This is a genomic window from Cryobacterium melibiosiphilum (assembly GCF_003602235.1).
In the GTDB taxonomy this organism is placed as follows: Bacteria; Actinomycetota; Actinomycetes; order Actinomycetales; family Microbacteriaceae; genus Cryobacterium; species Cryobacterium melibiosiphilum.
Window position 1 is genome coordinate 1 of sequence record NZ_QZVS01000085.1, and the last position, 21,004, is coordinate 21,004.

General features: G+C 68.1%; 17 protein-coding genes. 10 read left to right on the top strand and 7 right to left on the bottom strand.

Annotated features, from left to right (window positions below; all coding sequences use genetic code 11):
* From D6T64_RS11550 to D6T64_RS11575, 6 genes are all read left to right on the top strand, one after another.
* Positions 1 to 506, top strand: a 506-nt coding sequence (locus D6T64_RS11550) for a RibD family protein (protein WP_147364532.1), incomplete at its 5' end; no start/stop codon positions are given.
* Complete coding sequence (locus D6T64_RS11555; RefSeq protein WP_119974831.1) at positions 507 to 1,178, top strand: riboflavin synthase; 672 nt, start codon at positions 507 to 509, stop codon at positions 1,176 to 1,178.
* Complete coding sequence (gene ribA / locus D6T64_RS11560; RefSeq protein WP_119974832.1) at positions 1,175 to 2,455, top strand: GTP cyclohydrolase II; 1,281 nt, start codon at positions 1,175 to 1,177, stop codon at positions 2,453 to 2,455. Before D6T64_RS11555 ends, ribA begins: the two co-directional genes overlap by 4 nt.
* Positions 2,452 to 2,925: a 6,7-dimethyl-8-ribityllumazine synthase gene (gene ribH, locus D6T64_RS11565; RefSeq protein WP_119974833.1), complete on the top strand. Its 474-nt coding sequence runs from the start codon at positions 2,452 to 2,454 to the stop codon at positions 2,923 to 2,925. The genes ribA and ribH overlap by 4 nt, the downstream gene beginning before the upstream one ends.
* 45 nt (positions 2,926 to 2,970) lie before the next feature.
* Positions 2,971 to 3,327: a hypothetical protein gene (locus D6T64_RS11570; protein ID WP_119974834.1), complete on the top strand. Its 357-nt coding sequence runs from the start codon at positions 2,971 to 2,973 to the stop codon at positions 3,325 to 3,327.
* A 254-nt stretch (positions 3,328 to 3,581) separates the two neighbouring features.
* Positions 3,582 to 4,964 carry an MFS transporter gene (locus D6T64_RS11575; RefSeq protein ID WP_119974835.1) on the top strand — a complete coding sequence of 461 codons (1,383 nt, stop codon included), beginning with the start codon at positions 3,582 to 3,584 and terminating at the stop codon, positions 4,962 to 4,964.
* A 72-nt stretch (positions 4,965 to 5,036) separates the two neighbouring features.
* On the opposite strand, the gene D6T64_RS11580 is transcribed toward D6T64_RS11575, so the two are convergent.
* The 3 genes from D6T64_RS11580 to D6T64_RS11590 are packed head-to-tail and all read right to left on the bottom strand — an operon-like array spanning position 5,037 to position 7,764.
* Positions 5,037 to 5,891 carry an ABC transporter permease gene (locus tag D6T64_RS11580; RefSeq protein WP_119974836.1) on the bottom strand — a complete coding sequence of 285 codons (855 nt, stop codon included), beginning with the start codon at positions 5,889 to 5,891 and terminating at the stop codon, positions 5,037 to 5,039.
* A complete protein-coding gene (locus D6T64_RS11585) occupies positions 5,888 to 6,808 on the bottom strand; it encodes an ABC transporter permease (RefSeq protein ID WP_119974837.1) in 921 nt (306 codons plus the stop codon). The genes D6T64_RS11580 and D6T64_RS11585 overlap by 4 nt, the downstream gene beginning before the upstream one ends.
* A complete protein-coding gene (locus D6T64_RS11590) occupies positions 6,805 to 7,764 on the bottom strand; it encodes an ABC transporter ATP-binding protein (RefSeq protein ID WP_119974838.1) in 960 nt (319 codons plus the stop codon). Before D6T64_RS11590 ends, D6T64_RS11585 begins: the two co-directional genes overlap by 4 nt.
* Positions 7,765 to 7,978: 214 nt before the next feature.
* On the opposite strand from D6T64_RS11590, the gene D6T64_RS11595 reads away from it, so the two are divergent.
* The gene (locus D6T64_RS11595) at positions 7,979 to 9,865 is read left to right on the top strand and encodes an ABC transporter ATP-binding protein (protein ID WP_119974839.1); all 1,887 of its coding nucleotides are present in this window, start codon (positions 7,979 to 7,981) and stop codon (positions 9,863 to 9,865) included.
* On the opposite strand, the gene D6T64_RS11600 is transcribed toward D6T64_RS11595, so the two are convergent.
* A complete protein-coding gene (locus D6T64_RS11600) occupies positions 9,862 to 10,434 on the bottom strand; it encodes a DUF1697 domain-containing protein (protein WP_119974840.1) in 573 nt (190 codons plus the stop codon). The two genes, D6T64_RS11595 and D6T64_RS11600, sit on opposite strands and share 4 nt — an antisense overlap.
* A gap of 151 nt (positions 10,435 to 10,585) precedes the next feature.
* Between D6T64_RS11600 and D6T64_RS11605 the strand changes: the two genes are divergently transcribed.
* On the top strand, positions 10,586 to 10,861 hold the full coding sequence (locus D6T64_RS11605) for a FitA-like ribbon-helix-helix domain-containing protein (RefSeq protein WP_199719148.1): 276 nt from the start codon (positions 10,586 to 10,588) through the stop codon (positions 10,859 to 10,861).
* Between the two features lie 73 nt (positions 10,862 to 10,934).
* On the opposite strand, the gene D6T64_RS11610 is transcribed toward D6T64_RS11605, so the two are convergent.
* The gene (locus D6T64_RS11610; protein WP_119974841.1) at positions 10,935 to 11,132 is read right to left on the bottom strand and encodes a hypothetical protein; all 198 of its coding nucleotides are present in this window, start codon (positions 11,130 to 11,132) and stop codon (positions 10,935 to 10,937) included.
* 637 nt (positions 11,133 to 11,769) lie between these two features.
* Here D6T64_RS11610 and D6T64_RS11625 point away from each other — a divergent pair.
* Complete coding sequence (locus D6T64_RS11625; protein WP_119974844.1) at positions 11,770 to 13,590, top strand: HNH endonuclease signature motif containing protein; 1,821 nt, start codon at positions 11,770 to 11,772, stop codon at positions 13,588 to 13,590.
* 474 nt (positions 13,591 to 14,064) lie between these two features.
* On the opposite strand, the gene D6T64_RS11630 is transcribed toward D6T64_RS11625, so the two are convergent.
* On the bottom strand, positions 14,065 to 17,247 hold the full coding sequence (locus D6T64_RS11630; protein ID WP_119974845.1) for an alpha-mannosidase: 3,183 nt from the start codon (positions 17,245 to 17,247) through the stop codon (positions 14,065 to 14,067).
* Positions 17,248 to 17,405: 158 nt separating this feature from the next.
* Positions 17,406 to 19,256 carry a phosphoenolpyruvate carboxykinase (GTP) gene (locus D6T64_RS11635; RefSeq protein ID WP_119974846.1) on the bottom strand — a complete coding sequence of 617 codons (1,851 nt, stop codon included), beginning with the start codon at positions 19,254 to 19,256 and terminating at the stop codon, positions 17,406 to 17,408.
* A 182-nt stretch (positions 19,257 to 19,438) separates the two neighbouring features.
* Here D6T64_RS11635 and D6T64_RS11640 point away from each other — a divergent pair, with 182 nt between their 5' ends.
* Positions 19,439 to 20,881 carry a helix-turn-helix domain-containing protein gene (locus tag D6T64_RS11640; RefSeq protein ID WP_119974847.1) on the top strand — a complete coding sequence of 481 codons (1,443 nt, stop codon included), beginning with the start codon at positions 19,439 to 19,441 and terminating at the stop codon, positions 20,879 to 20,881.
* Positions 20,882 to 21,004: the final 123 nt, after the last annotated feature.

The window sequence follows — 21,004 nt, forward strand, 5'->3', positions numbered from 1 at the left end:
CCGCCGCCGACGCGATCCTGGTCGGCACCGGCACCGTGCTCGCCGACGACCCCGCACTCACCGCCCGCGACGCGGCCGGGGAGCTGCTGCCCAGCCAGCCGATCCCCGTCGTCGTCGGCCGGCGGGCGACCCCGGACACGGCCGCGGTGCGGCGGCATCCGCGGGACGCGCATTTTTACGCGACCGACGACCTCGCCGCGGTGCTCGCGGACCTGGCGGCCCGGGGCATCCGTCGCGTGTTCATCGAGGGCGGACCGACGCTCGCGAGCGCGTTCGTCGCCGCCGGCCTCGTCGACGAGTACCTCGTCTACCTCGCCCCGACGCTGCTCGGCGGGCCGCGAGTCGCCCTCGGCGACATCGGCGTGGAGACCATCACCGGGCAGCGACGCCTCGCCATCGACCACCTCGAGCAGCTCGGCGACGACGTGCTCATCGTGGCACGGCCGCGGCCCCTGAGCCCAATCTCCCCCAGTTCCAGTTCCACTCGCATCTCGAAGGGCGCCTGAATGTTCACCGGAATCATTGAAGAACTCGGCCGCATCGAACGCGTCGACCACACCAGCGACGCCGCCCGGCTCACCGTGCGCGGCCCGCTCGTCGTCGACGGGGTCGGCCACGGCGACTCAATCGCCGTGAACGGCGTCTGCCTGACCGTCGTCGACCGCACCGACAGCACCTTCACGGCCGACGTGATGGCCCAGACCCTGTCGATGTCGACCCTCTCCGACGCGATCGCCGGGTCGCCGGTCAACCTCGAACGCGCCGCCCTCGTCGGCGACCGCCTCGGCGGCCACATCGTGCAGGGCCACATCGACGGCACCAGCGAGGTACTGAGCGTGACGCCCGGCGAAGCGTGGCGGGTGCTGCGGTTCAGCCTCAGCCCGGCATTGGCCCCGCTCGTCGTGGGCAAGGGCTCGATCGCGATCGACGGCGTCTCCCTCACGGTGAGCAACATCAGCGCCGCGGATGCCCCCGCCCAGTGGTTCGAGGTCTCCCTGATCCCCGAGACCCTCACCGCCACCACCCTCGGGGCCCTCATGCTCGGCGACCACGTCAACCTCGAGACCGATATTCTCGCCCGCCACGTCGAGCGGATGCTGGCCCTCGCCGCCGTACACGCTGTCCCCACCATCCCCACCGGCCCCACCATCCCTGCAACACCTAGGAGCGCATCATGAGCCTCACCGACATCCCCACCGCACTCGAGTCACTGCGGCTCGGCCGGCCGGTCATCGTCGCCGACGATGAGGGCCGCGAGAACGAGGGTGACGTGATCCTCAGCGCCCAGCTCGCCACCCAGGAATGGCTCGCCTGGACCATCCGCGTCTCCTCCGGCTTCGTCTGCGCCCCGATGACGAACGACATCGCCGACCAGCTCGATCTGCCGGTGATGGTGCTCGACAACGAAGACCCTCTCGGCACCAACTACACGGTGAGCGTCGACGCCGCCGACCGGCTCTCGACCGGAATCAGCGCCGCCGACCGCGCCCACACCCTGCGGGTGCTGGCCAACCCGGAGTCGGTGCCGTCGAGCCTGCACCGGCCCGGCCACATCCTGCCGCTGCGCGCCCGCGACGGCGGCGTGCGCGAACGCAGCGGCCACACCGAAGCGGCCGTCGACCTGATGAAGCTCGCCGGCCTCGTGCCGGTCGCCGCGATCTGCGAGATCGTCGCTGACGACGGCGAGATGATGCGCCTGCCCGGCCTGCTCGAACTCGGCGAGCGCGAAGGCCTCGACGTGATCACCATCGCCGACCTGATCGTCTACCTGAACGAAAACCACGGCGACGAACCGCTGCCGTCCATCAGCCCGATCCAGGAGAGCCCGCGCGTCGACTTCGAGGTCGAAACCACCGTGCCCACCCGGCACGGCAGTTTTCAGGTGCGCGCCTACCGCGACCGCATGACCGGCGCCGACCACGTCGCGCTCGTCTCCGGTACCCCGGTCAACGGCGCGCTCGTGCGGGTGCACTCGGAGTGCCTCACCGGCGAGGTCTTCGGCTCGCTCAAGTGCGAGTGCGGGCCGCAGCTCGACGCCTCCCTCGAGGCGATCCAGGCCGAGGGCGGCGTGGTCGTCTACCTGCGCGGCCAAGAGGGCCGCGGCATCGGTCTCATCAACAAGCTGCGCGCCTACGCCCTGCAGGAGGACGGCCTCGACACCCTCGACGCGAACCTCGCGCTCGGCCTGCCGGGCGACAACCGCGACTACAGCGCGGCGACCAGCATCCTCGAAGACCTCGGCCTCTCAGAGGTGCGCCTGCTCACCAACAACCCCGAGAAGGTGCGCCAGCTCGAAGCCCGCGGCGTGAGCGTCACCGAACGAGTGCCGCTCATTGTCGGAGTCGGCAGCCATAATGAGGGCTATCTCGCCGCTAAACGGGACCGGATGGGTCACCACCTCGCCGCCGCAGACATACTTAAGGGCCAGGACAGCTTGAAAGGACAGACCGTATGAGCGTTGAAGGCGTACCCGAGATTGAGGTGGACGGCACCGGACTCACCGTGGTCATCGTCGCCGGAATGTGGCATGACGTGATCACCGACGGACTGATCGCCGGAGCGACCCGGGTGCTCGAGGCATCCGGTGCCCGATTCTCGCTCGTGCGGGTGCCGGGCAGCTTCGAGCTGCCGGTCGCCTGCAAGGTCGCCCTCGACAACGGGGCCGACGCGGTGGTGGCGCTCGGCGTCATCATTCGCGGCGGCACCCCGCACTTCGAGTACGTCTCGAGTGCGGCGACCGATGGCCTCACCCGCGTCGCCCTCGACGCCGGCAAGCCGGTCGGTTTCGGAGTGCTGACCCTCGACACCGAGCAGCAGGGCCTCGACCGCGCCGGCCTGCCCGGCTCGAAGGAAGACAAGGGCGCCGAAGCGGCGAGCGCGGCGCTTGCGACCGCCCGGGTGCTGCTCGGCCTCGCCGGGCACTAGCCCCGGCCGGTGCGCGGGGCTCCGCGGGGCCAATAGGCTGGCTGCATGGAACTTTTGCGTCAGATTCTGCTCATTCTGCACTTCGTCGGCCTCGCCTCCCTGCTGGGCGGGTTCCTCGTACAGACGAAGGCGATCGCCGCCGGCAAGGGCACGATTGTGACCTCGATGTTCCACGGCGCCCTCACCCAGCTCGTGACGGGCATCGCCTTGGTCGGCGTGATCCAGATGGCGGCGCTCGGCTCGATCGACAACGGCAAGATCGGCGTGAAGCTGCTCGTGCTCATCGTCATCACCGCCCTCGTCATCGTGTACCGCAAGAAGGCGACGGTGCCGTCGTGGGCGTTGTGGTCGATCGGCGGCCTCACCCTGGCCAACGTCGTGATCGCGGTGCTCTGGCGCTAACCCGACCCACCGCATCCGCTTACCCGAATCTCGCGAGTGAGCAAAAAGTGCACTTCCCAGCCCCGGGAAGTGCAAAAACTGCTCACTCGCGGGACGGTAACGGGGTCAGAGCTGTGTGCCGAGGGCGTAAGGTGCTGGAAGGCCTCCACAAGTGGCCGTCCATTTTCGCGTTCCACACCCCCAGCCTGTCTGTCTGATCGACGTTCGCATTCCGTGGCCCGCACCAGCGCACGCACACACGGAGTTGTGAGACCATGTCATCCCCCACCACCTCGGCGACGACGCCGGGCTCCCCGACCGGCGCTGCCGGCGCCCCGGCCGCCCCCGTCAATCCGAAGAGCCGCGTCATCATGGCGAGCCTCATCGGCACGACCATCGAGTTCTACGACTTCTACGTCTACGCGACCGCGGCCGTACTCGTCTTTCCGCACCTGTTCTTTCCGACCGGCAATGAGACCACCGCGCTGCTGGCCTCCTTCGCCGTCTTCGGTGCCGCGATGGTCGCCCGCCCGATCGGCGCGCTGTTCTTCGGCCACTTCGGTGACCGCAACGGCCGCAAGGCCACCCTTGTCGGTGCGCTGCTCACGATGGGCATCGCGACGTTCCTGATCGGCCTGCTGCCGACCTACCAGATGATCGGCTGGTGGGCCCCGTTCATGCTCGTCATCCTGCGCCTGGCCCAGGGCTTCGCCCTCGGCGGCGAGTGGAGCGGCGCGGCCCTCGTCGCGACCGAGAACGCCCCGGTCGGCAAGCGCGCCTGGTACGGCACCTTCCCGCAGGTCGGCGCCCCGCTCGGTTTCATCATCGCCAACGGACTGTTCCTCGGCCTCGCGCTCGCGTTGCCCTCGACCGACCCGACCCGCCCCTCCGAGGCGTTCCTCGAGTGGGCCTGGCGCATCCCGTTCCTGTTCTCCGCGGTCATGGTCATGGTCGGCCTCTGGGTGCGCCTGCGCCTCGTCGAGAGTGAAGCGTTCACCAAGGTCGTCAAGACCAAGCGCGTCGAAAAGCTGCCGCTCGCCGCCGTGTTCAAGTCCAACTGGCGCGAACTCATCCTCGGCACGTTCATCATGCTCGCGACCTACGTGCTGTTCTACCTGATGACCACCTTCACCCTCGGCTACGGCCGCGCGGCGACGGATGCCCCGGTGCCCGGCCTCGGATTCAGCTACAACAACTTCATCCTGATGATGATCCTCGGCGTGGTGTTCTTCGGAATCTTCACCCTCGCCTCCGGCCCCTGGGCCGACAAGCACGGGCGCCGCAAGACGCTCATCATCGTGACGATCGCCATCGTCGTCTTCGGCCTGCTCTTCGTGCCGCTGCTCGGCGCCGGTTTCTTCGGCGTGATGTTCTTCCTGATCCTCGGCTTCTCGTTGATGGGCATGACCTTCGGCCCGATGGGCGCCCTGCTGCCGGAGCTCTTCCCGACCAGCGTGCGCTACACCGGCTCCGCTTTCGCCTACAACATGAGCTCGATCCTCGGCGCAGCCGTCGCGCCGTTCATCGCGATCTGGCTGTGGACCCTCGGCGAGGGCAGCCCGTTCTGGGTCGGCGTGTACCTCTCGGTGATGGCCGTCATCACCCTGATCGCGCTGATCCTCAGCCGCGAGACCAAGGACCTCGACCTGCACCGCTAAGGTTCCGCACCTGCAGCATCCGCTCCCCCTCGCCATCTGCGAGGGGGAGCGTCTGCGTTCAGCCGAGAATCTTCAGTCCAGGAAAAGGGCGCGCAGCCGCCGGGTCGTGAAGACCAGCCCGATCACGATCATCACGGCGTAGTAGAGCACGTGCCAGAGCATGCCGAGGTCGACCATGCCGGTCGTCAGCCCGCGCACGAGCTCAACGCCGTGCCAGAGCGGCAGCGCCTGGATCACCCACTGGATGCCCTGTGGGTAGACGCTGAGCGGATAGAACGTAGCCGAGAACAGGAACATCGGCAGCAGCACGAAGGTGATCCAGTCCATCTGCTGGAACGTCTTCATGTAGCTCGTGACCGCCATGCCCACGCTCGCAAACCCGAACGCGATCAGCAGCACCGCCGGCAGCGCGAGCAACGCCCACCACGACAGGTTGAGGCCGAGCGCCTGCATCACCACCAAAAACCCGGTCGCGTAGAGGAGCCCGCGCAGGAGCGCGAGCGAGATCTCGCCGAGCGCGACATCCAACGGGCCGAGCGAAGTCGACAGCATGCCCTCGTAGAGCCTGGCGAATTGCATCTTGAAGAACACGTTCCAGGTCGAGTCGTAGATCGCCCCGTTCATCGCGGCGACCGCGAGCAGCGCCGGCGCGATGAAGGCCGCATAGGGCACGCTCTGGCCGTCGTCGGTCTGCACCTGGCCGATCAGCGCGCCGAGCCCGAGGCCCATCGACAGTAGGTAGAAGATCGGCTCGAAGAACCCGCTCACCACGACGAGCCAGTTGGTGCTGCGGGTCGCCCGCCAGCCTCGTGCCATCACGCTGCGCGCGTTGCCCGCGTAGAGACCGCCAAACGGGCGCGGGCCAGCCGATGCCGCCGCGCTCGATGGTGCCAGGCTCGGGTTCGTCGTGCGCTCGCCCGCGGTCATATATTCAACCGCCGCAGCGTCAGGCGGCGTGCCCAGATCCAGCCGGCCGCGAGCAGGACGACGAGGTAGACCACGTGCACCAGGCTCAACCAGATGGGCTCGGCCATGCCGTAGGCGAACACCCGCGACAGCTCGGTGCCGTGCCAGAGCGGGGAGATCCAGCCGATCCACTGCAGGTAGCCCGGCAGCACGTCGAGTGGAAAGAAGGTGCCCGAGAACAGGGTCATCGGCAGGATCACGAAGCGCTGCACCATGGCGAGCTGGCCGGTGTCGTTGGTCAGGGTCGCGGTGTACCCCATCAGCACGGCGCCGAAGGCGAGGCCGGTGAGCAGCGCGACGAACACCGCGACAAAACCGAGCGGCCCCGGAACCGCCCCGAACAGCAGCATGAATGCGTAGTAGATGGCGCAGGTCAGCAGCATGCGCGCGGCAACGGAGATGACGATTCCGTTGATGATCTGCCGGGGCTGGATCGAGCTGGCATTCATGCCGAAGAACACCGGGTTCCACTTGAATCCGAGCATGATCGGATAGGTGAACTCTTCTGAGGCGACCGAGATGGCGCTGCTGGCCAACAGTGCCGGTGCGAGAAAGGCCAGGTAGCTGACCCCGTTGACGGCGTCGGCGCCGAGGTTGCCGTCGACGAGGGTCGCGAGCCCCACGCCCATCGCGTAGAGGTAGACGATCGGGTTGCCGATCGCGGTGAACAGCACGGTCTGCGCGTAGGAGCGCATGACCCGAAACCGGTGCTCGGCCACGTACCAGGAGCCGTAGCGGCGAGTGCGCGCGGCCTGCGCGACCGCCGCGGCCACGGTTTCGGACCGGGCAGCAGACGCGGCGGGCACACGGATGCCGTCGGCCGGCTCGGTCGCGTCGGCGCCGCCGGCCGCTCCTCCTGGCTCGGGCGCGCCGCTCATTCGATCAGGTTTCTGCCGGTCAGGCGCAAAAACACGTCTTCGAGGCTGGAGCGGCGCACGAGGCTCGTGATCGGGTGCAGGCCGACCGCGGACATCCGCTCGAGCTCGCGTTCCCCGCTGTCGCTGTAGACCAGGATGCGGTCGGGCAGCACCTCGACGCGTTCCCCGAACGCTGCGATGCGCTCGGCGACCTCGGCGTTCTGGGTGGAACCGAACCGAACCTCGAGCACCTCGCGGGAGGAATAGCGGCGAATCAGGTCCGCCGGCGATCCCTCGGCCATGATGCGGCCCTTGTCGACCACGACGAGGCGGTCGCAGAGCTGTTCGGCTTCGTCCATGTAGTGGGTGGTGACGAGCAGCGTGGTGCCCTGCTCCTTGAGGCGGAACAGGCGGTCCCAGAGAATATGGCGGGCCTGCGGGTCAAGTCCGGTCGTGGGCTCGTCGAGCAGCATCATGCGCGGCTCGTTGATGAGCGCCCGGGCGATGGTCAGCCGACGCTTCATGCCACCGGAGAGGTCGTCGACCTTCGCGTTCGCTTTGTCCTCGAGCTGGGCGAATTCGAGCAGTTCGTCGGCGCGGCGGGCGACCTGGGCGCGCGGCAGGCCGAAGTAGCGGCCGTAGACGAGCAGATTCTCGCGCACCTTCAGCTCGGTGTCGAGGTTGTTCTCCTGCGGCACGACGCCGAGTTGCGAGCGGATCTCCGGCCCGTACCGGTTGGGGTCGAGGCCGAGCACGCTGAGCTCGCCGCTCGTGCGGGTCGACACCGCGCCGATCATGCGCATGGTCGTGGACTTGCCGGCTCCGTTCGGGCCGAGCAGCCCGAAGGACTCCCCGGCGGCAACCTCAAAGCTGATTCCGTCGACGGCCACGAAGTCCGTCGACCCTCTGGCGGCCTTCGACCCCGTGACGGCATAGCTCTTGACGAGATTCTGGGTGGCGATGACCGGCGCTGGCACGGTTCTAACCTAGACCGCCCCACCGACTGTCGTGTTTCGGCCGCATCTCATCTCGGCTCCCGGCGGTTAAGATTGGGCAGTGACTACCGCTACCCGAAGCGCACGCGCTTCCGACGCATCCGCTGCCCCGACACCGCCGAAGCCGAAGCCGGCCCGCGGCGGGCGGCGCGGGCGCCCCGAACCCGTCGGCCCGCGCGCCACCTTCGGCCAACTGATGCCCTACCTGCTCGAGCACAAGAAGGTGCTCAGCGTCGTCATCGTGCTCAGCGTGCTCGGCGCGGCCGCGAGCCTCGCCCAGCCGCTGCTCGTCAGCCAGGTCATCACCCTCGTCGGCGACGGCGACCCGCTCGGCTCCCTCGTCGGCGCCCTCATCGCGCTCGTCGTGATTTCCGGCCTGATCAGCGGATACCAGCACTACCTGCTGCAGCGCACCGGGGAGGGCGTGGTGCTCTCGAGCCGCCGCCGCCTCGTCGGCCGCCTGCTGCGCCTGCCGATCAGCGAGTTCGACACCCGCCGTACCGGTGATCTCGTCTCCCGCGTCGGCAGTGACACCACCCTGTTGCGCGCGGTGCTCACCCAGGGGCTCGTGGAGGCGATCGGCGGCAGCCTCACCTTCGTCGGCGCACTCATCGCGATGCTCATCATCGACCCGCTGCTGCTCGGCCTGACCGTGCTCGTGATCGCCGTGTCGGTCGTGACAGTCACCCTGCTGTCCAAGCGCATTCGAGTGGCGAGCCTCGCCGCGCAGACCAAGGTCGGTGACCTCGCCGCGAGCGTCGAACGTGCCATCAGCGCCATTCGCACCGTGCGCGCGTCGAACGCGACGCAGCGTGAAGTCACGGTCATCGAAGAGGATGCCCGTGGCGCCTGGCGGATGGGCATCAAGGTCGCCAAGATCAGCGCCCTCGTCGTGCCGATCGCCGGCATCGCGATGCAGGTGTCGTTTCTCGTGGTGCTCGGCGTCGGCGGATTCCGCGTCGCGAGCGGCGCCATCGAGATCGCCGATCTGGTCGCGTTCATTTTGTTCCTGTTCATGATGATCATGCCGCTCGGCCAGGCCTTCGGCGCGATCACCTCGGTCAACTCCGCGCTCGGCGCGCTCGGCCGCATCCAGGAGATCATCGATCTGCCCAGCGAAGACCAGTTCGACCGTGACATCCTGCCGCTCGCCATCACCGTCGGCGCCGCGAACGATGCCGTCAACCCCGAAGAACCGGCGATCGAGTTCGATGACGTGCACTTCGGGTACGCCGCCGCCGTGGCGCCCACTGCCGGAGCCGATACCGATGCCTCCGATACGACGACGGATGCCGCGGCCAGCTCCCGCGCGGCCGTCGCCACCGGTGCTGCTCCCGACTCGGCTGCTCCCGACTCCGCTGCTCCCGACTCGGCTGAGCCGGCCGATGAGCCCGCCGAGAGCCGCGCCGTGCTGCACGGCGTCTCGTTCAGTGCCCCGCGCGGCCTGCGCACCGCGCTCGTCGGCCCGTCGGGCGCCGGCAAGAGCACGATCCTGGCGCTGATTGAACGTTTCTACGATGCCAGCGCCGGCACGGTGCGGCTCGGCGGGCTGGACATCCGCGCCCTCGACCGCACCGCGCTGCGCTCGCAGATCGGCTACGTCGAGCAGGATGCCCCGGTGCTCGCCGGCACGATCCGCGACAACCTCACCCTCGCCTCCCCCGACGCGACCGACGAGGAGTGCATCGCGGTTTTGCACGCGGTGAACCTCGGGGAGGTGCTCGAGCGCGATCCGGCCGGGCTCGGGGCATCCGTCGGCGAGCAGGGCGTGAAGCTCTCCGGTGGCGAACGCCAGCGGCTCGCGATCGCCCGGGCGTTGCTGTCGGCGCCGCCGATTCTGCTGCTCGACGAGAGCACCTCCAGCCTTGACGGGGCGAACGAGCAGCTGATGCGGGCCGCGATCGACGCCGTCGCCGAAAACCGCACCCTCATCGTCATCGCGCACCGGCTGTCGACCGTCGTCGACAGCGACCAGATCGTGGTGCTCGACCACGGCAAGGTCGTGGGAACCGGCACCCACTCGGAGCTCGTCACGTCGACGCCGCTCTACCGGGACCTCGCCAAGCACCAGCTGCTCGTTTAAGGGTGGGCCGGCTCGTTCTCGTCGAGCAACGCAAGCAGTTTCGTCGTCGTGCGCCAGTTGCGCACGGTCATCTGCGTGAACATGGGCATGCGCATAAGGCGGGTGATGCGGGTCTTGCCGGCCAGGGCCGCCACCCGGGAGAAGTAGATCACGCCGGGGCCGAGCGCCACCGAATCCACGCCCTCGCGGAGTTCGGGCAGATCGGCGAATGTCGCGTCGGCGTCCAGGGGAGCTTTAAGGAAGTAGGCGTCGCTGCGCAGTTCCGCGGACCCATGGTTGGCCGGCGCGGCGGCGATGATCGCCGCGAATTCGTCACGCGAGCGGATGATGACCAGGATCGGAATCTCGAACCGCTCCGTGAGCATCCGCTCGACGGCGTCTTCCAACCCCGCGCCGCGCACGGCATCCGCCGCACCAGCATCCGCCGTGAACAGCACGTTACCGCTCTGGATGTAGGTGCGCACGCCGCGATACCCCGCGTCGCGGAAGCACTCGGCGAGAGCGGGCATGCCGATCAGGTTGCGGCCGCCCACGTTGATGCCGCGGAGCAGCGCCACGTACGCCGGCATCAGTGGCTCCGTTCGCGGGCGTGCCCGGCGGCCAGCAGCTCAGTCATGGACCAAGCCTACGTGGCACCCTCCGCCGTGACTGCTTGCCTGTTTTCGGCCGAAACCGATGGTTACGAATTCTTGACGTCTCGGCGGGCTGCGTGAGCCCAGAGTGCAGCTGGGCTACGTTGCCTGCATGGGATCAGGGTTTCAGATCAGAAACGTACCGGAGGAGACGCATCGGATTCTGAAAGCCCGAGCCGCCGCGCGCAGAAAATCTCTCAACACGTATCTGCTGGAGATCCTCGAGCGCGAGGTGGCGCGGCCGACGCTGGGCGAAATTCTCGACCGAGCTGCCCGCGAGGCCGTACTCGCCGAGGCCGCCGAGGCCGCCGAGGCCGCCGAGCGTGCAGGGGCCGCTGCGGTGGAAGCGCTCGACGAGGCCTAGGCAGGATCCCGAAGCCACCGGCCCAGGCGCAGGTCTTCACGATCAAGCCGCCGCATCATTCGTGCACGATCTTTCAGGCGCCCCCGCGTTGGGCGAGGTTGACGGTGATCCGATTCGTCATGGAGCGCAGCCGCTCACCGCGCGCGGAGTTCCCGGTAAAGGTCACGGCCGCATGTCCGAATGCGACGCCCGCACCGACGGATGCCTGCACGTCGGCAAACACCACCTCCACGGTGTCGCTGCCGAGGCCGCCGAACCAGCCGATCACCATCGCCCGCTAGGCGCCCTGTCCGGCGTATCCCCACTGTCCCCACGAGTCACAGACGATCACGTCGTCCTCATACAGCGCCACGAACGCGTCAACGTCCTGATCTGCGGCCGCCGCCACTAAGGCGTCGAACGCCCGCGTCACCGGGACCTGCAGGCACCTCCGTCGGTTCGCCACCCGTGCGCTCCCCCACACAGCGGATGCGCAGCGCGTCCGCAATTTCTACTCTGGTAGCAGGCACACAAATTGGAGAGTCGAGGACCGGACCATGCGGAGCGAATTCCTGGCACAGATCTTTGGGGACAGAGTGGATCCCCGGCTCAGGCTCGAGAAGATATTCGGAGGTACGTCGACCGCCGCCGGGCCGCCGACGCCCGCTCGCGCGTGGGCAGTCCGAATCCTCGATGAAGCGGGGATCGACCCCGCCCTCGACGAGCTCGCAGCCATCAGATGCCTCCTCGCTGCCGAGCCTCGTCTCACCCTGCGGCCGGCTGTCTACCTGGCGAAGGTCGCACGGACCAACTGAGTCCACAGCCACGTCACTCGCAAGCGATCCCTCCACAGGTAGGGTGCGGCACGGAGTTTCGCTGAAGCTGAGGTTTGCTCCGATAATGTCGGAGGTTGCTGAAACGCTGAGGTCATGGACAACCTCGAAGCTACCTTCAGTGACATGACTCGGTGTTTGGACCGGGCCGCGCTGTCGGCTGCGTCGTTCACGTCGCTCTCGAATGAGCAGTCCGAGCAGGCCCACCGGCTGATCGCCGGGTTCCAGCGCCGGGTCAATCTGATCGTGGCGCTCTCGGCGGCGAACATCGGCGCTCGTTCCGATTACACGCTCGGCCGCGAGGGCCTGGCCCGCCGGCACGGCTTCAACAGCCCGGAAGAGTTCGTGCAGAGCCTCGGTGGCGGCGGAGGCGGCACCAAAGCCGACGCCCGAAAGCTGATCGAGGCCGGCACACTCGCCGCCGCGACCGAAACCGCCCGCGAGCGCCAGAAAGATGCCGACGCCCTGGCACTCGAGTTCCCTGACCTCCCGCCCGTCGAGGTTGACCAGCCGTGGTTCGCTCCGCTCGGCGAGGCCGTCGCGCAGGGCGTGTTCACGGTCGAGGCCGCCACGGCCATCCGGCGCGGCCTGGGCGAACCCGCGATCGGCGTCACCTCGGACATGCTTCGCGCAGCGCTGATCGTGCTGATCCCCGAATGCGCCAGCCTGAACGCCGACCGGGCCTCGCAAGCGGCCCGCCTCATGCGCGACCGCATCGACACCAACGGCATCGCCAGTCGCGCCGACGCCATGCGCGCCCGGCAATACCTGAGAGTCAACGACCGACCCGACGGCATGCTCCACGGCGAATTCCTCCTCGACCCCGAAAACGGCCAGTTCATGCGGTCATTCCTGCTTCAGGTCGTCGGCCCCCGCCTCGGCGGCCCCCGCTTCACCGAAGAAGGCGCCAAAGCCCGCGCGCAGAGCATCATCGACGACCCCCGCTCCACCGACCAGATCGCCGCCGAGTCCCTGATCGAAGCCCTCGAAGTCGCCGCGAAAGCCGACCCCGGCACGGTCTTCGGACCCGTCGGGCCCAGCGTCAAAGCCGTCTTCGTCGTCCCCGACGACGCTGACACCACAGCGGGCAACACGGACACGGCCCCCACCCCCGACACCGGCACCGGCACCGGCACCACCGGCATCCGCACCACCAGCACCAGCACCACCAAGAGCCCGGCCACCAACGAGACGGGCACCACCGACACCACCGACACCGCCGACACCGCCGACACCGCCGACACCGCCGACACCAATATCTCCGCTGTCGCAGACGCCACAGATCTCCCCAGGACCACCGCGGTCCCCACCACCACCGATACCGGCGGCACCCGCGCCGACAATGGACTGCTCTTACCCGGCGGCGGCACGTACTTTGCCAAAGACAAAGCGACGAGCAGCCAAAACCTCACCTGGGGACTGAATGACGGGCTCCTCGAAGGCACCATCAACCCCGCACCCGAAGCCACCATCGCCCGACTCATCTGCATCGGCGGCTTCACCCCCATCCTCTTCACCACCACCGGCCAACCCCTCGACGTCGGCCGCACCCAACGACTCTTCACCGCCACCCAACGCGCCGCCCTCGCCATCCGCGACGGCGGCTGCATGATCCCCAACTGCCACAGGCCCCCCAGCTGGACAGAAACCCACCACCTCCACGGCTGGGCCGGCAACAACGGCCACACCAACATCGACGACGGCATCCTCCTCTGCAAACCCTGCCACCTCCGCCTCCACAACGACGGCTGGACCATCACCCGCACCACCACCCCCGACGGAACCGGCCACGAATACTGGCTCATCCCACCCACACAAGCAGACCCCAACCACACCCCAATCCGACTGCTGAGCAAGACCGCACTCCACCTCACATCACCCTTCCAACGGGATCCCCTAGATCACCTAGATCACTGAAATCACTGAAATCACTGAAATCAGTGAAATCAGTGAAATCCCTGAGGCGATGTCCCGACAGAGCCCCGGCGGCGGCCGTCCCTCGTCCGCGGCAACGGCCATTTCGCCACTGCCATCTCCTGCGTTACTGCCGTCTCCTGCGTTACTGCCGTCTCCTGCGCTACCGCCGCCACTGCCGCCGGCTGCCCTCCTGCCCTGTCGTATCTGCCGCACTTACCGCCGCCTGCTGCCGCCGCCGCCGCTTCCGCAGCTGCCGCATCTGCCGCCTCCCGCTTGGCAGACCCCCTGAGCTGCCGCCGCCTTCTTCGGCCGCCTTCTGCATCGCGCCGCATCTGCCATATCTGCTGCCTCTGCCGCCCCCTGCGCGGACTCTTTCGTCGCTACCGCTACTGCTGCCTGTGTTGCGCGTCCCCGCCGCCGCGTCTACGGCCGCCACCGCATCCGCCACAAAAGCTTAGGAAAGCTTCAGGGCTTCTACGGCCGGTTTGCGCGGGGGTAGCGCAGGGTGACGAGCTGGAAGGGGCGCAACTCGAGCGTGAGGTCGGCGCCCAGCTGGGCTTGGAGCGCGACCGGGCGGGGAAGCGGGCGTTCGAGCAGGTCGGTTTCGTGGGCATCCGCTGCCTCAAATGTGCGGGTGACCCGGGCCCGGGACCGTGAACCGTGCGCCTCGTAGAGCCGCACCACCACGTCGCCGCCGCCGTCTTCGGCGAGCTTGACCGCCTCGACGACGACGGCCGGGTTGTCGACCTGCAGCAGCGGCACAATCTCGGTGGAGCCGACGCCGGCGACCTCCCGCAGGGGCAAGTTGAGCCGGTAACCCTCAGCGACGGCATCCGCGATCGTCGCACCAATGCGCACCGCCACCCGAAACTCGTGCGCGCCCCGGTCGGCGCCCGGGTCGGGATAGAGCGGCGCGCGCAGGAGTGAGAGCTGCACCGTTGTCGTGGGTCGGGCATCCGGCTGCGGGGCCTGCGCCCGAAAGATCGAGTGCCCGTAGACGGCGTCGTTGGCGATCGACACCCCGTAGCCGGGCTCGCCGACGTGCACCCAGCGGTGCGCGACGGTCTCGAACCGGGCAGCGTCCCAGGAGGTGTTGACATGCGTGGGCCGAAACACGTGCCCGAACTGAATCTCACTCGCCGCCCGCTCGGCGAGCACGTCGAGCGGAAAGGTGAGCTTCAGCAGCTTCTGGCGCTCGTGCCAGTCGATCGCGAAGTGCAGGTCGACGGCACGGCTGTCGGCTTCGAGGGTCACCGTTTCGACGACGGTCGACTCCCCGAAGCGGCGGGTGATGCGCACGGCGGCGGCCAGTGGATGCCCCGTGTCGACCGGCTCGACGGACTCCGCGGCCGTGAGGTCGGTCACCGTGTGGCGGTAGTGGGCATCGATGTCCCACGCATCCCACTGGTTCGGGGTATCCCGATAGAGCTGCAGGACATTGCCGCGGGCACCTTCGGGGACGAGTTCGCGGTAAGCGTGCAGGTCGAGCAAGGAGGCGAACAACCCATCTGTGTCGATCGTGACGGCGACGTGGGCGTTGCGCAGAATGAGGCCAACCGGAGTGGACTCGATGGTGGCTGGCGGGTGCTGCGTCGTAGCCCCGTTGCCGCCACCGGCGGTGCTCGGGCCGTAGGCTGGGCCCGCGCCAGCGCGGGCACCATTGCCGGCCGAAACGCTGGTGCCGGCGGCGGCACCGAGCGCGGGCACCCCGTTCAACGGGTAAGGGCCGGAATTCAGCAGGGCCGTGCTCTGGCCGGTCCCGGCCAGGGCGCGCACGGCGTTCTCGATGAGGGGGGTGAGCATCCGCTCGACGGCCGCGTACTGTCGCTCGGCCTCTTGGTGCACCCACGCGATCGACGAGCCCGGCAGGATGTCGTGGAATTGGCCGAGCAGCACGGTTTGCCACGCCCGCTCGAGCCCGTCGCGCGGGTACTCGGCGCCGGTGCGCACGGTCGCGGTCGCCGCCCAGAGTTCGGCCTCGCGCAGCAGATGTTCGCTACGGCGATGGCCCCGTTTGGTGCGGGCCTGGCCGCTGTAGGTTCCGCGGTGAAACTCAAGGTAGAGCTCCCCCGACCAGACCGGCGGATGCTCGTACTCGGCCTCCGCCGCCGTGAAGAACCGCTCCGGGCTCGACAACTGCACGGTCGGAGAGCCCTCGAGGTCGGCCGTACGGGCAGCCGCGGCGAGCATCTCCTCGGTCGGGCCTCCCCCGCCGTCGCCCCAGCCGAACGGCACGAGCGAGGTGTTCGCGTGGCCTTTCTCGGCGAACAGGCGCTCGGCCCGGGCCAGCTCAAGCCCGGACAGCTGGGCGTTGTAGTCGGCGACCGGTGGAAAATGCGTGAACAGTAGGGAGCCGTCGATACCTTCCCAAAGAAAGGTGTGGTGCGGAAACCGATTCGTGTCGTTCCACGACAGTTTTTGGGTGAGAAACCAGTGCGAGCCGGCGGCCCGCACGATCTGCGGCAGCGCGGCCGAGTAGCCGAAGGAGTCGGGCAGCCAGACATCGAGCGGCTCGACACCGAACTCCCGCAGGAAGAATGCCTTGCCGTGGATGAACTGGCGGGCGAGGGATTCCCCGCCAGGCATGTTGGTGTCGGACTCGACCCACATGCCTCCGGCCGGTACGAACACGCCGCTCGCGACGGCCGCTCGCACCCGCTCGAACAGGGTCGGGTAGTGCTCTTTCAGCCACGCGTACTGCTGCGCGGACGAGGCCGCGAAGACGAACCCGGGATTGCTGTCGATGAGGGCGAGCACGTTGGAGAAGGTGCGGGCAACCTTCCGCACGGTCTCCCGGGTCGGCCAGAGCCAGGCGCTGTCAATGTGCGCGTGACCGACGGCGTGAACCCGGTGGGCGCTGCGACTCGCGGGGCTCGCGAGAACGTCGGCGAGGGCCGCCCGACCGGCGGGGGCCGTACCCGAGACGTCGTGCGGGTCGACCAGGTCGGCGCAGCGCTCGAGGGCGCGCAGCAGGTTCGCGCGCCGCGGCGAAGCCTTCGGCAGTTCGCGGCGCAGGCCGTCGAGGGTCCAGACATCCTGCAGCAGCTGCCACACCGGCACGTCGCGCAGGGCCACATCAGCCTGCCGCAGCACGTAGAGGGGCTCGTCGCCGGCGGTCGCCGGGTCGCCGAGAGCGGTCGGCGTGAAGCTGAAGTCCGCTGCGATGTTCGGGGTCGCGGCGGCCTCGACGTAGAGGTCGACTGTGCGGCCGGTGATCGGCACCGAACGATTGAGCGACTCGAGCCCCTTGATGATCGTGCCGTCGGCGGAATAGACCAGCCCCTCGGCCTGGAACCCCGGTGCTCCGAGGCTGAAACCGAGGTCGATCAGCACTTCCACGACGACTTCGGAAGCGGGCCCGGCATCGGCATCGGCATCGGCATCGGCATCGGCCAGTGCTGCCCATTCCTCGGGCACCGTTCCCGTGACGTGGAACCACACTGTTCCCCACGGGCGGCCCCACGACTCGCCCGCACCGAACGACGTGAACGGCTGGCGAACAGCCTCGGAGAAGGGAACCAGGGCATCCGTCACCGGGCCCGGAACGCCCCAGGCGGTGACGGTGAGGGGCACCGCGGCGCGGTGCACGGCCGGCACCAGCCGCTCCCGCACGAACCGGATGAGACGGGCTTCTACGTTGACGCTGTCGTCATGCATGCCAGCATCCTACGGCCCGCCTCCGCCGCGCACACCACACGCAAGCGACCCCGCCACGGGAGGTGACGGGGTCGCTGTGGTGCTGTCGTGCGCTGCCCGGATAGTGCCGGGCAGGTGGAGCAGAGGGAGAGCGGGTCGTTCCCGGCGCGGCCTCGGCGTTAGTCCTTGAGGTGGTAGCGCACGCTGGCCAGCTCGGCGAGCAGGGCCGGCGGCACACGGTCGCCGAACTTGTTGAAGTATTCCTCGGTGAGGTCGCACTCGGCGAGCCAGGACGCGGGATCGATCGCGAAGAGCTGCTCGAGGTCCTTCTCGGAGAGGTCGAGACCCTCGACGTTCAGGCCATCAGCGGTCGGCAGCAGGCCGATCGGGGTGTCGCGGGCTTCGGCCTGGCCTTCGAGGCGGCGCACCATCCACTCGAGAACACGAGAGTTCTCGCCGAATCCGGGCCAGATGAAGCTGCCGTCTTCGTCTTTACGGAACCAGTTGACCTGGAAGATCGCGGGAGCCTTCGTGCCGAGGGACTTGCCCACCGCGAGCCAGTGCGCCCAGTAGTCGGCCATGTTGTAGCCGCAGAAGGGCAGCATCGCGAACGGGTCGCGGCGCAGCTCGCCGACGGTTCCTTCGGCGGCGGCGGTCTTCTCGGAGCTGATCGTAGCTCCCATGAAGACGCCGTGCTTCCAGTTGCGGGCCTGGGCGACGAGCGGCACGTTCGTCGCGCGGCGTCCACCGAAGATGATGGCGTCGATCGGCACTCCGCCGGCCGCTTCCCAGTCGTCGGCAATCGACGGGCACTGGGCGGCAGCGACGGTGAAGCGGGAGTTCGGGTGGGCGGCGGGGCGGCCGGACGCGGGCGTCCAGTCCTTGCCCTGCCAGTCGATGAGGTGTGCGGGGGGCGTGTCGGTCAGCCCTTCCCACCAGACGTCTCCGTCGTCGCGCAGGGCGACGTTGGTGAAGATGGTGTTGCCCCACATGGTGGCGACGGCGGTCGGGTTGGTGGTCTCACCGGTTCCGGGGGCGACTCCGAAGAAGCCGGCCTCGGGGTTGATGGCCCAGAGACGTCCATCTTCACCCTGGCGCAGCCAGGCGATGTCGTCACCGATGGTCTCGACCTTCCAGCCCGGGATGGTCGGCTGCAGCATCGACAGGTTCGTCTTGCCGCACGCGCTCGGGAACGCCGCAGAGACGTGGAACACCTTGCCCTCGGGTGAGATCAGCTTGATGAGCAGCATGTGCTCGGCAAGCCAGCCCTCGTCGCGGCCCATGACGGATGCGATGCGCAGCGCGAAGGACTTCTTCGAGAGCAGCGCGTTTCCGCCGTAGCCGGAGCCGTAGGACCAGACCTCACGGGTGTCGGGGAACTGCACGATGTACTTGGTGTCGTTGCAGGGCCATTCCACGTCGTCGCGCTTGACGCCGTTGGCGTCGACGAGCGGGTAGCCGATGCTGTGCACGGTGTGCACCCACGGGTCGCCGGCTTCGATCATGGTGAGGATCTGCTCGCCCATGCGGGTCATGATGCCCATGTTGAGCACGACGTAGGGGGAATCGGTGATCTCGACACCGAGCTGCGAAATCGGGCCGCCGAGCGGGCCCATCGAGAACGGCACGACGTAGAGCGTGCGGCCGCGCATGCTGCCGGCGAAGACACCCTGGAGTTCTTCGCGCATCGCGGTCGGTTCGGCCCAGTTGTTGGTGGGGCCGGCATCCGCTTCATCGTTGCTGCAGATGAAGGTGCGGTCTTCGACGCGGGCGACGTCTTTCGGGTTGGTGCGGGCGAGGAAGCTGTTGGGGCGCCATTCCGGGTTGAGGCGGATGAGCTTGCCTTCGGCGACCAGCTGGCGGCTGAGGATGCTCGCTTCACGCGGCGACCCGTCGCACCAGACGACTGCGTCCGGCTGCGTCAGGCGGGCGATTTCATCGACCCAGGCCTGCAGGTTCGGGTCGGTACTGCCCGTGCGCTTCGGGCTCAGGGTCTCGGGGGTGTGTACGGGGGGATTCGTGAGGGTCATGTTGGGACCTTTTCTGCCGCTCGGCTTCGATGGAGACGCGGGGTCTACGTACGCTGAAGTTGCTGTACTGAAGTTGCTGGTGACCGTAATTTCTTGCGGTAAGACCAGAATGCTCCCCCCAGCACGGGTCAACCCTCGAATTCCATAGTTAAGAATGGCAATTCTTTAGATAAAGTTAAGGAATGACGCCTCAAGCCTCCGATCTCATGACACTGGGTCATCGCATCCGTCACTTTCGTACGGAGAAGGGCCTGACCCTCGACCAGCTCGGCAGCGAGTCTGGCCTCGCCGGCAGCCAGTTGTCGCTGATCGAGAACGGGCGTCGCGAGCCGAAACTGTCACTGTTGCAAGACCTGGCGGCGGCGCTCGGCGTGGAGCTCGGCGAGCTGCTCAGCCGCGAACCCCCGAACAAGCGCGCAGCTTTGGAGATCGAACTGGCCCGCGCGCAGAAGAACCCGCTCTACGGCGCACTCGGCCTGCCGATCGTCAAGGTCACCAAGGGCATGCCGCTGCCGGCGATCGAGTCCCTGCTCGGCCTGCACCGCGAACTGTCCCGGCGGGCGAGCGAAGCGATCGCGACCCCGGAAGAGGCACGGCGGGCCAACACCGAGCTGCGTGAGCGGATGAGGGACGAGGGCAACTACCTGCCGGCGATCGAGCAGCTCGCCGAGGACCGGGTGCGGGCATCCGGTCACACCGTCGGCGCCCTCACGCACCGCGAGGTGAGCGTGATGGCCGAGCAGCTCGGCTTCAGCCTGATCTACGTGAACGACCTGCCGCACTCGACCAGGTCGGTGACCGACCTCGTGAACGGGCGCATCTACCTGCCGCCGGCGTCCATTCCGGGCGGGCACGGCCTGCGGTCGATGGCGCTGCAGGCGATCGGGCACAGGCTGCTGCAGCACGAACGTCCGGGCAGCTACGCCGAATTTCTGTGGCAGCGGCTGGAGATCAACTACTTCGCCGCCGCCGCACTCATGCCCCGGGATGCCTCGCTCGCTTTTCTCTCGAACGCGAAACGCGAACGGGAGCTCTCGGTCGAAGACTTTCGCGACGCCTTCGGTGTCACCCACGAGGCCGCCGCGCTGCGGCTGACCAACCTCGCCACCAGCCACCTCGACATGACGCTGCATTTTCTGCGGGTGAACGGTGACGGCGCCCTGCAGAAGGGGTACGAGAACGACGGCCTGCCGCTGCCGGTCGACGTGACCGGGTCGATCGAGGGCCAGTACGTCTGCAAGCAGTGGAGCGCCCGCAGCGCGTTCACGCACACCAACCGCACCACCGAGTTCTACCAGTACACCGACACGCCTGCGGGCACGTTCTGGTCGGCGACGCAGACCGGCGCGACGCCGGCCGGCGAGTTCTCGATCAGCGTCGGGGTGCCGTTCGCGCAGGCGAAGTGGTTTCGCGGCCGGGAGACGACGCAGCGGTCGGTGTCGACCTGTCCCGACGAGTCGTGCTGCCGCCGTCCCGACGGTGCCATGGCATCGCGCTGGGCCGGGCGGGCGTGGCCGAGCGCGCGGCTGCACGCGCACGTGCTGTCGCCGCTGCCGAGCGGCACGTTCCCGGGCGTGGACGACACCGAGGTCTACGAGTTTCTGGAGGCCCACGCGCAGGAGTAGCGCGCGGCCCCGGCCCCTCCCCGTGACCGGTGGATACCCAGCCTCCAGCACTACGCTCAAACAAGTTGGCGCCTTTTCGTTGTCCTTTCGGACCACGCGTCAACGTATGTGAACACCCTGAAT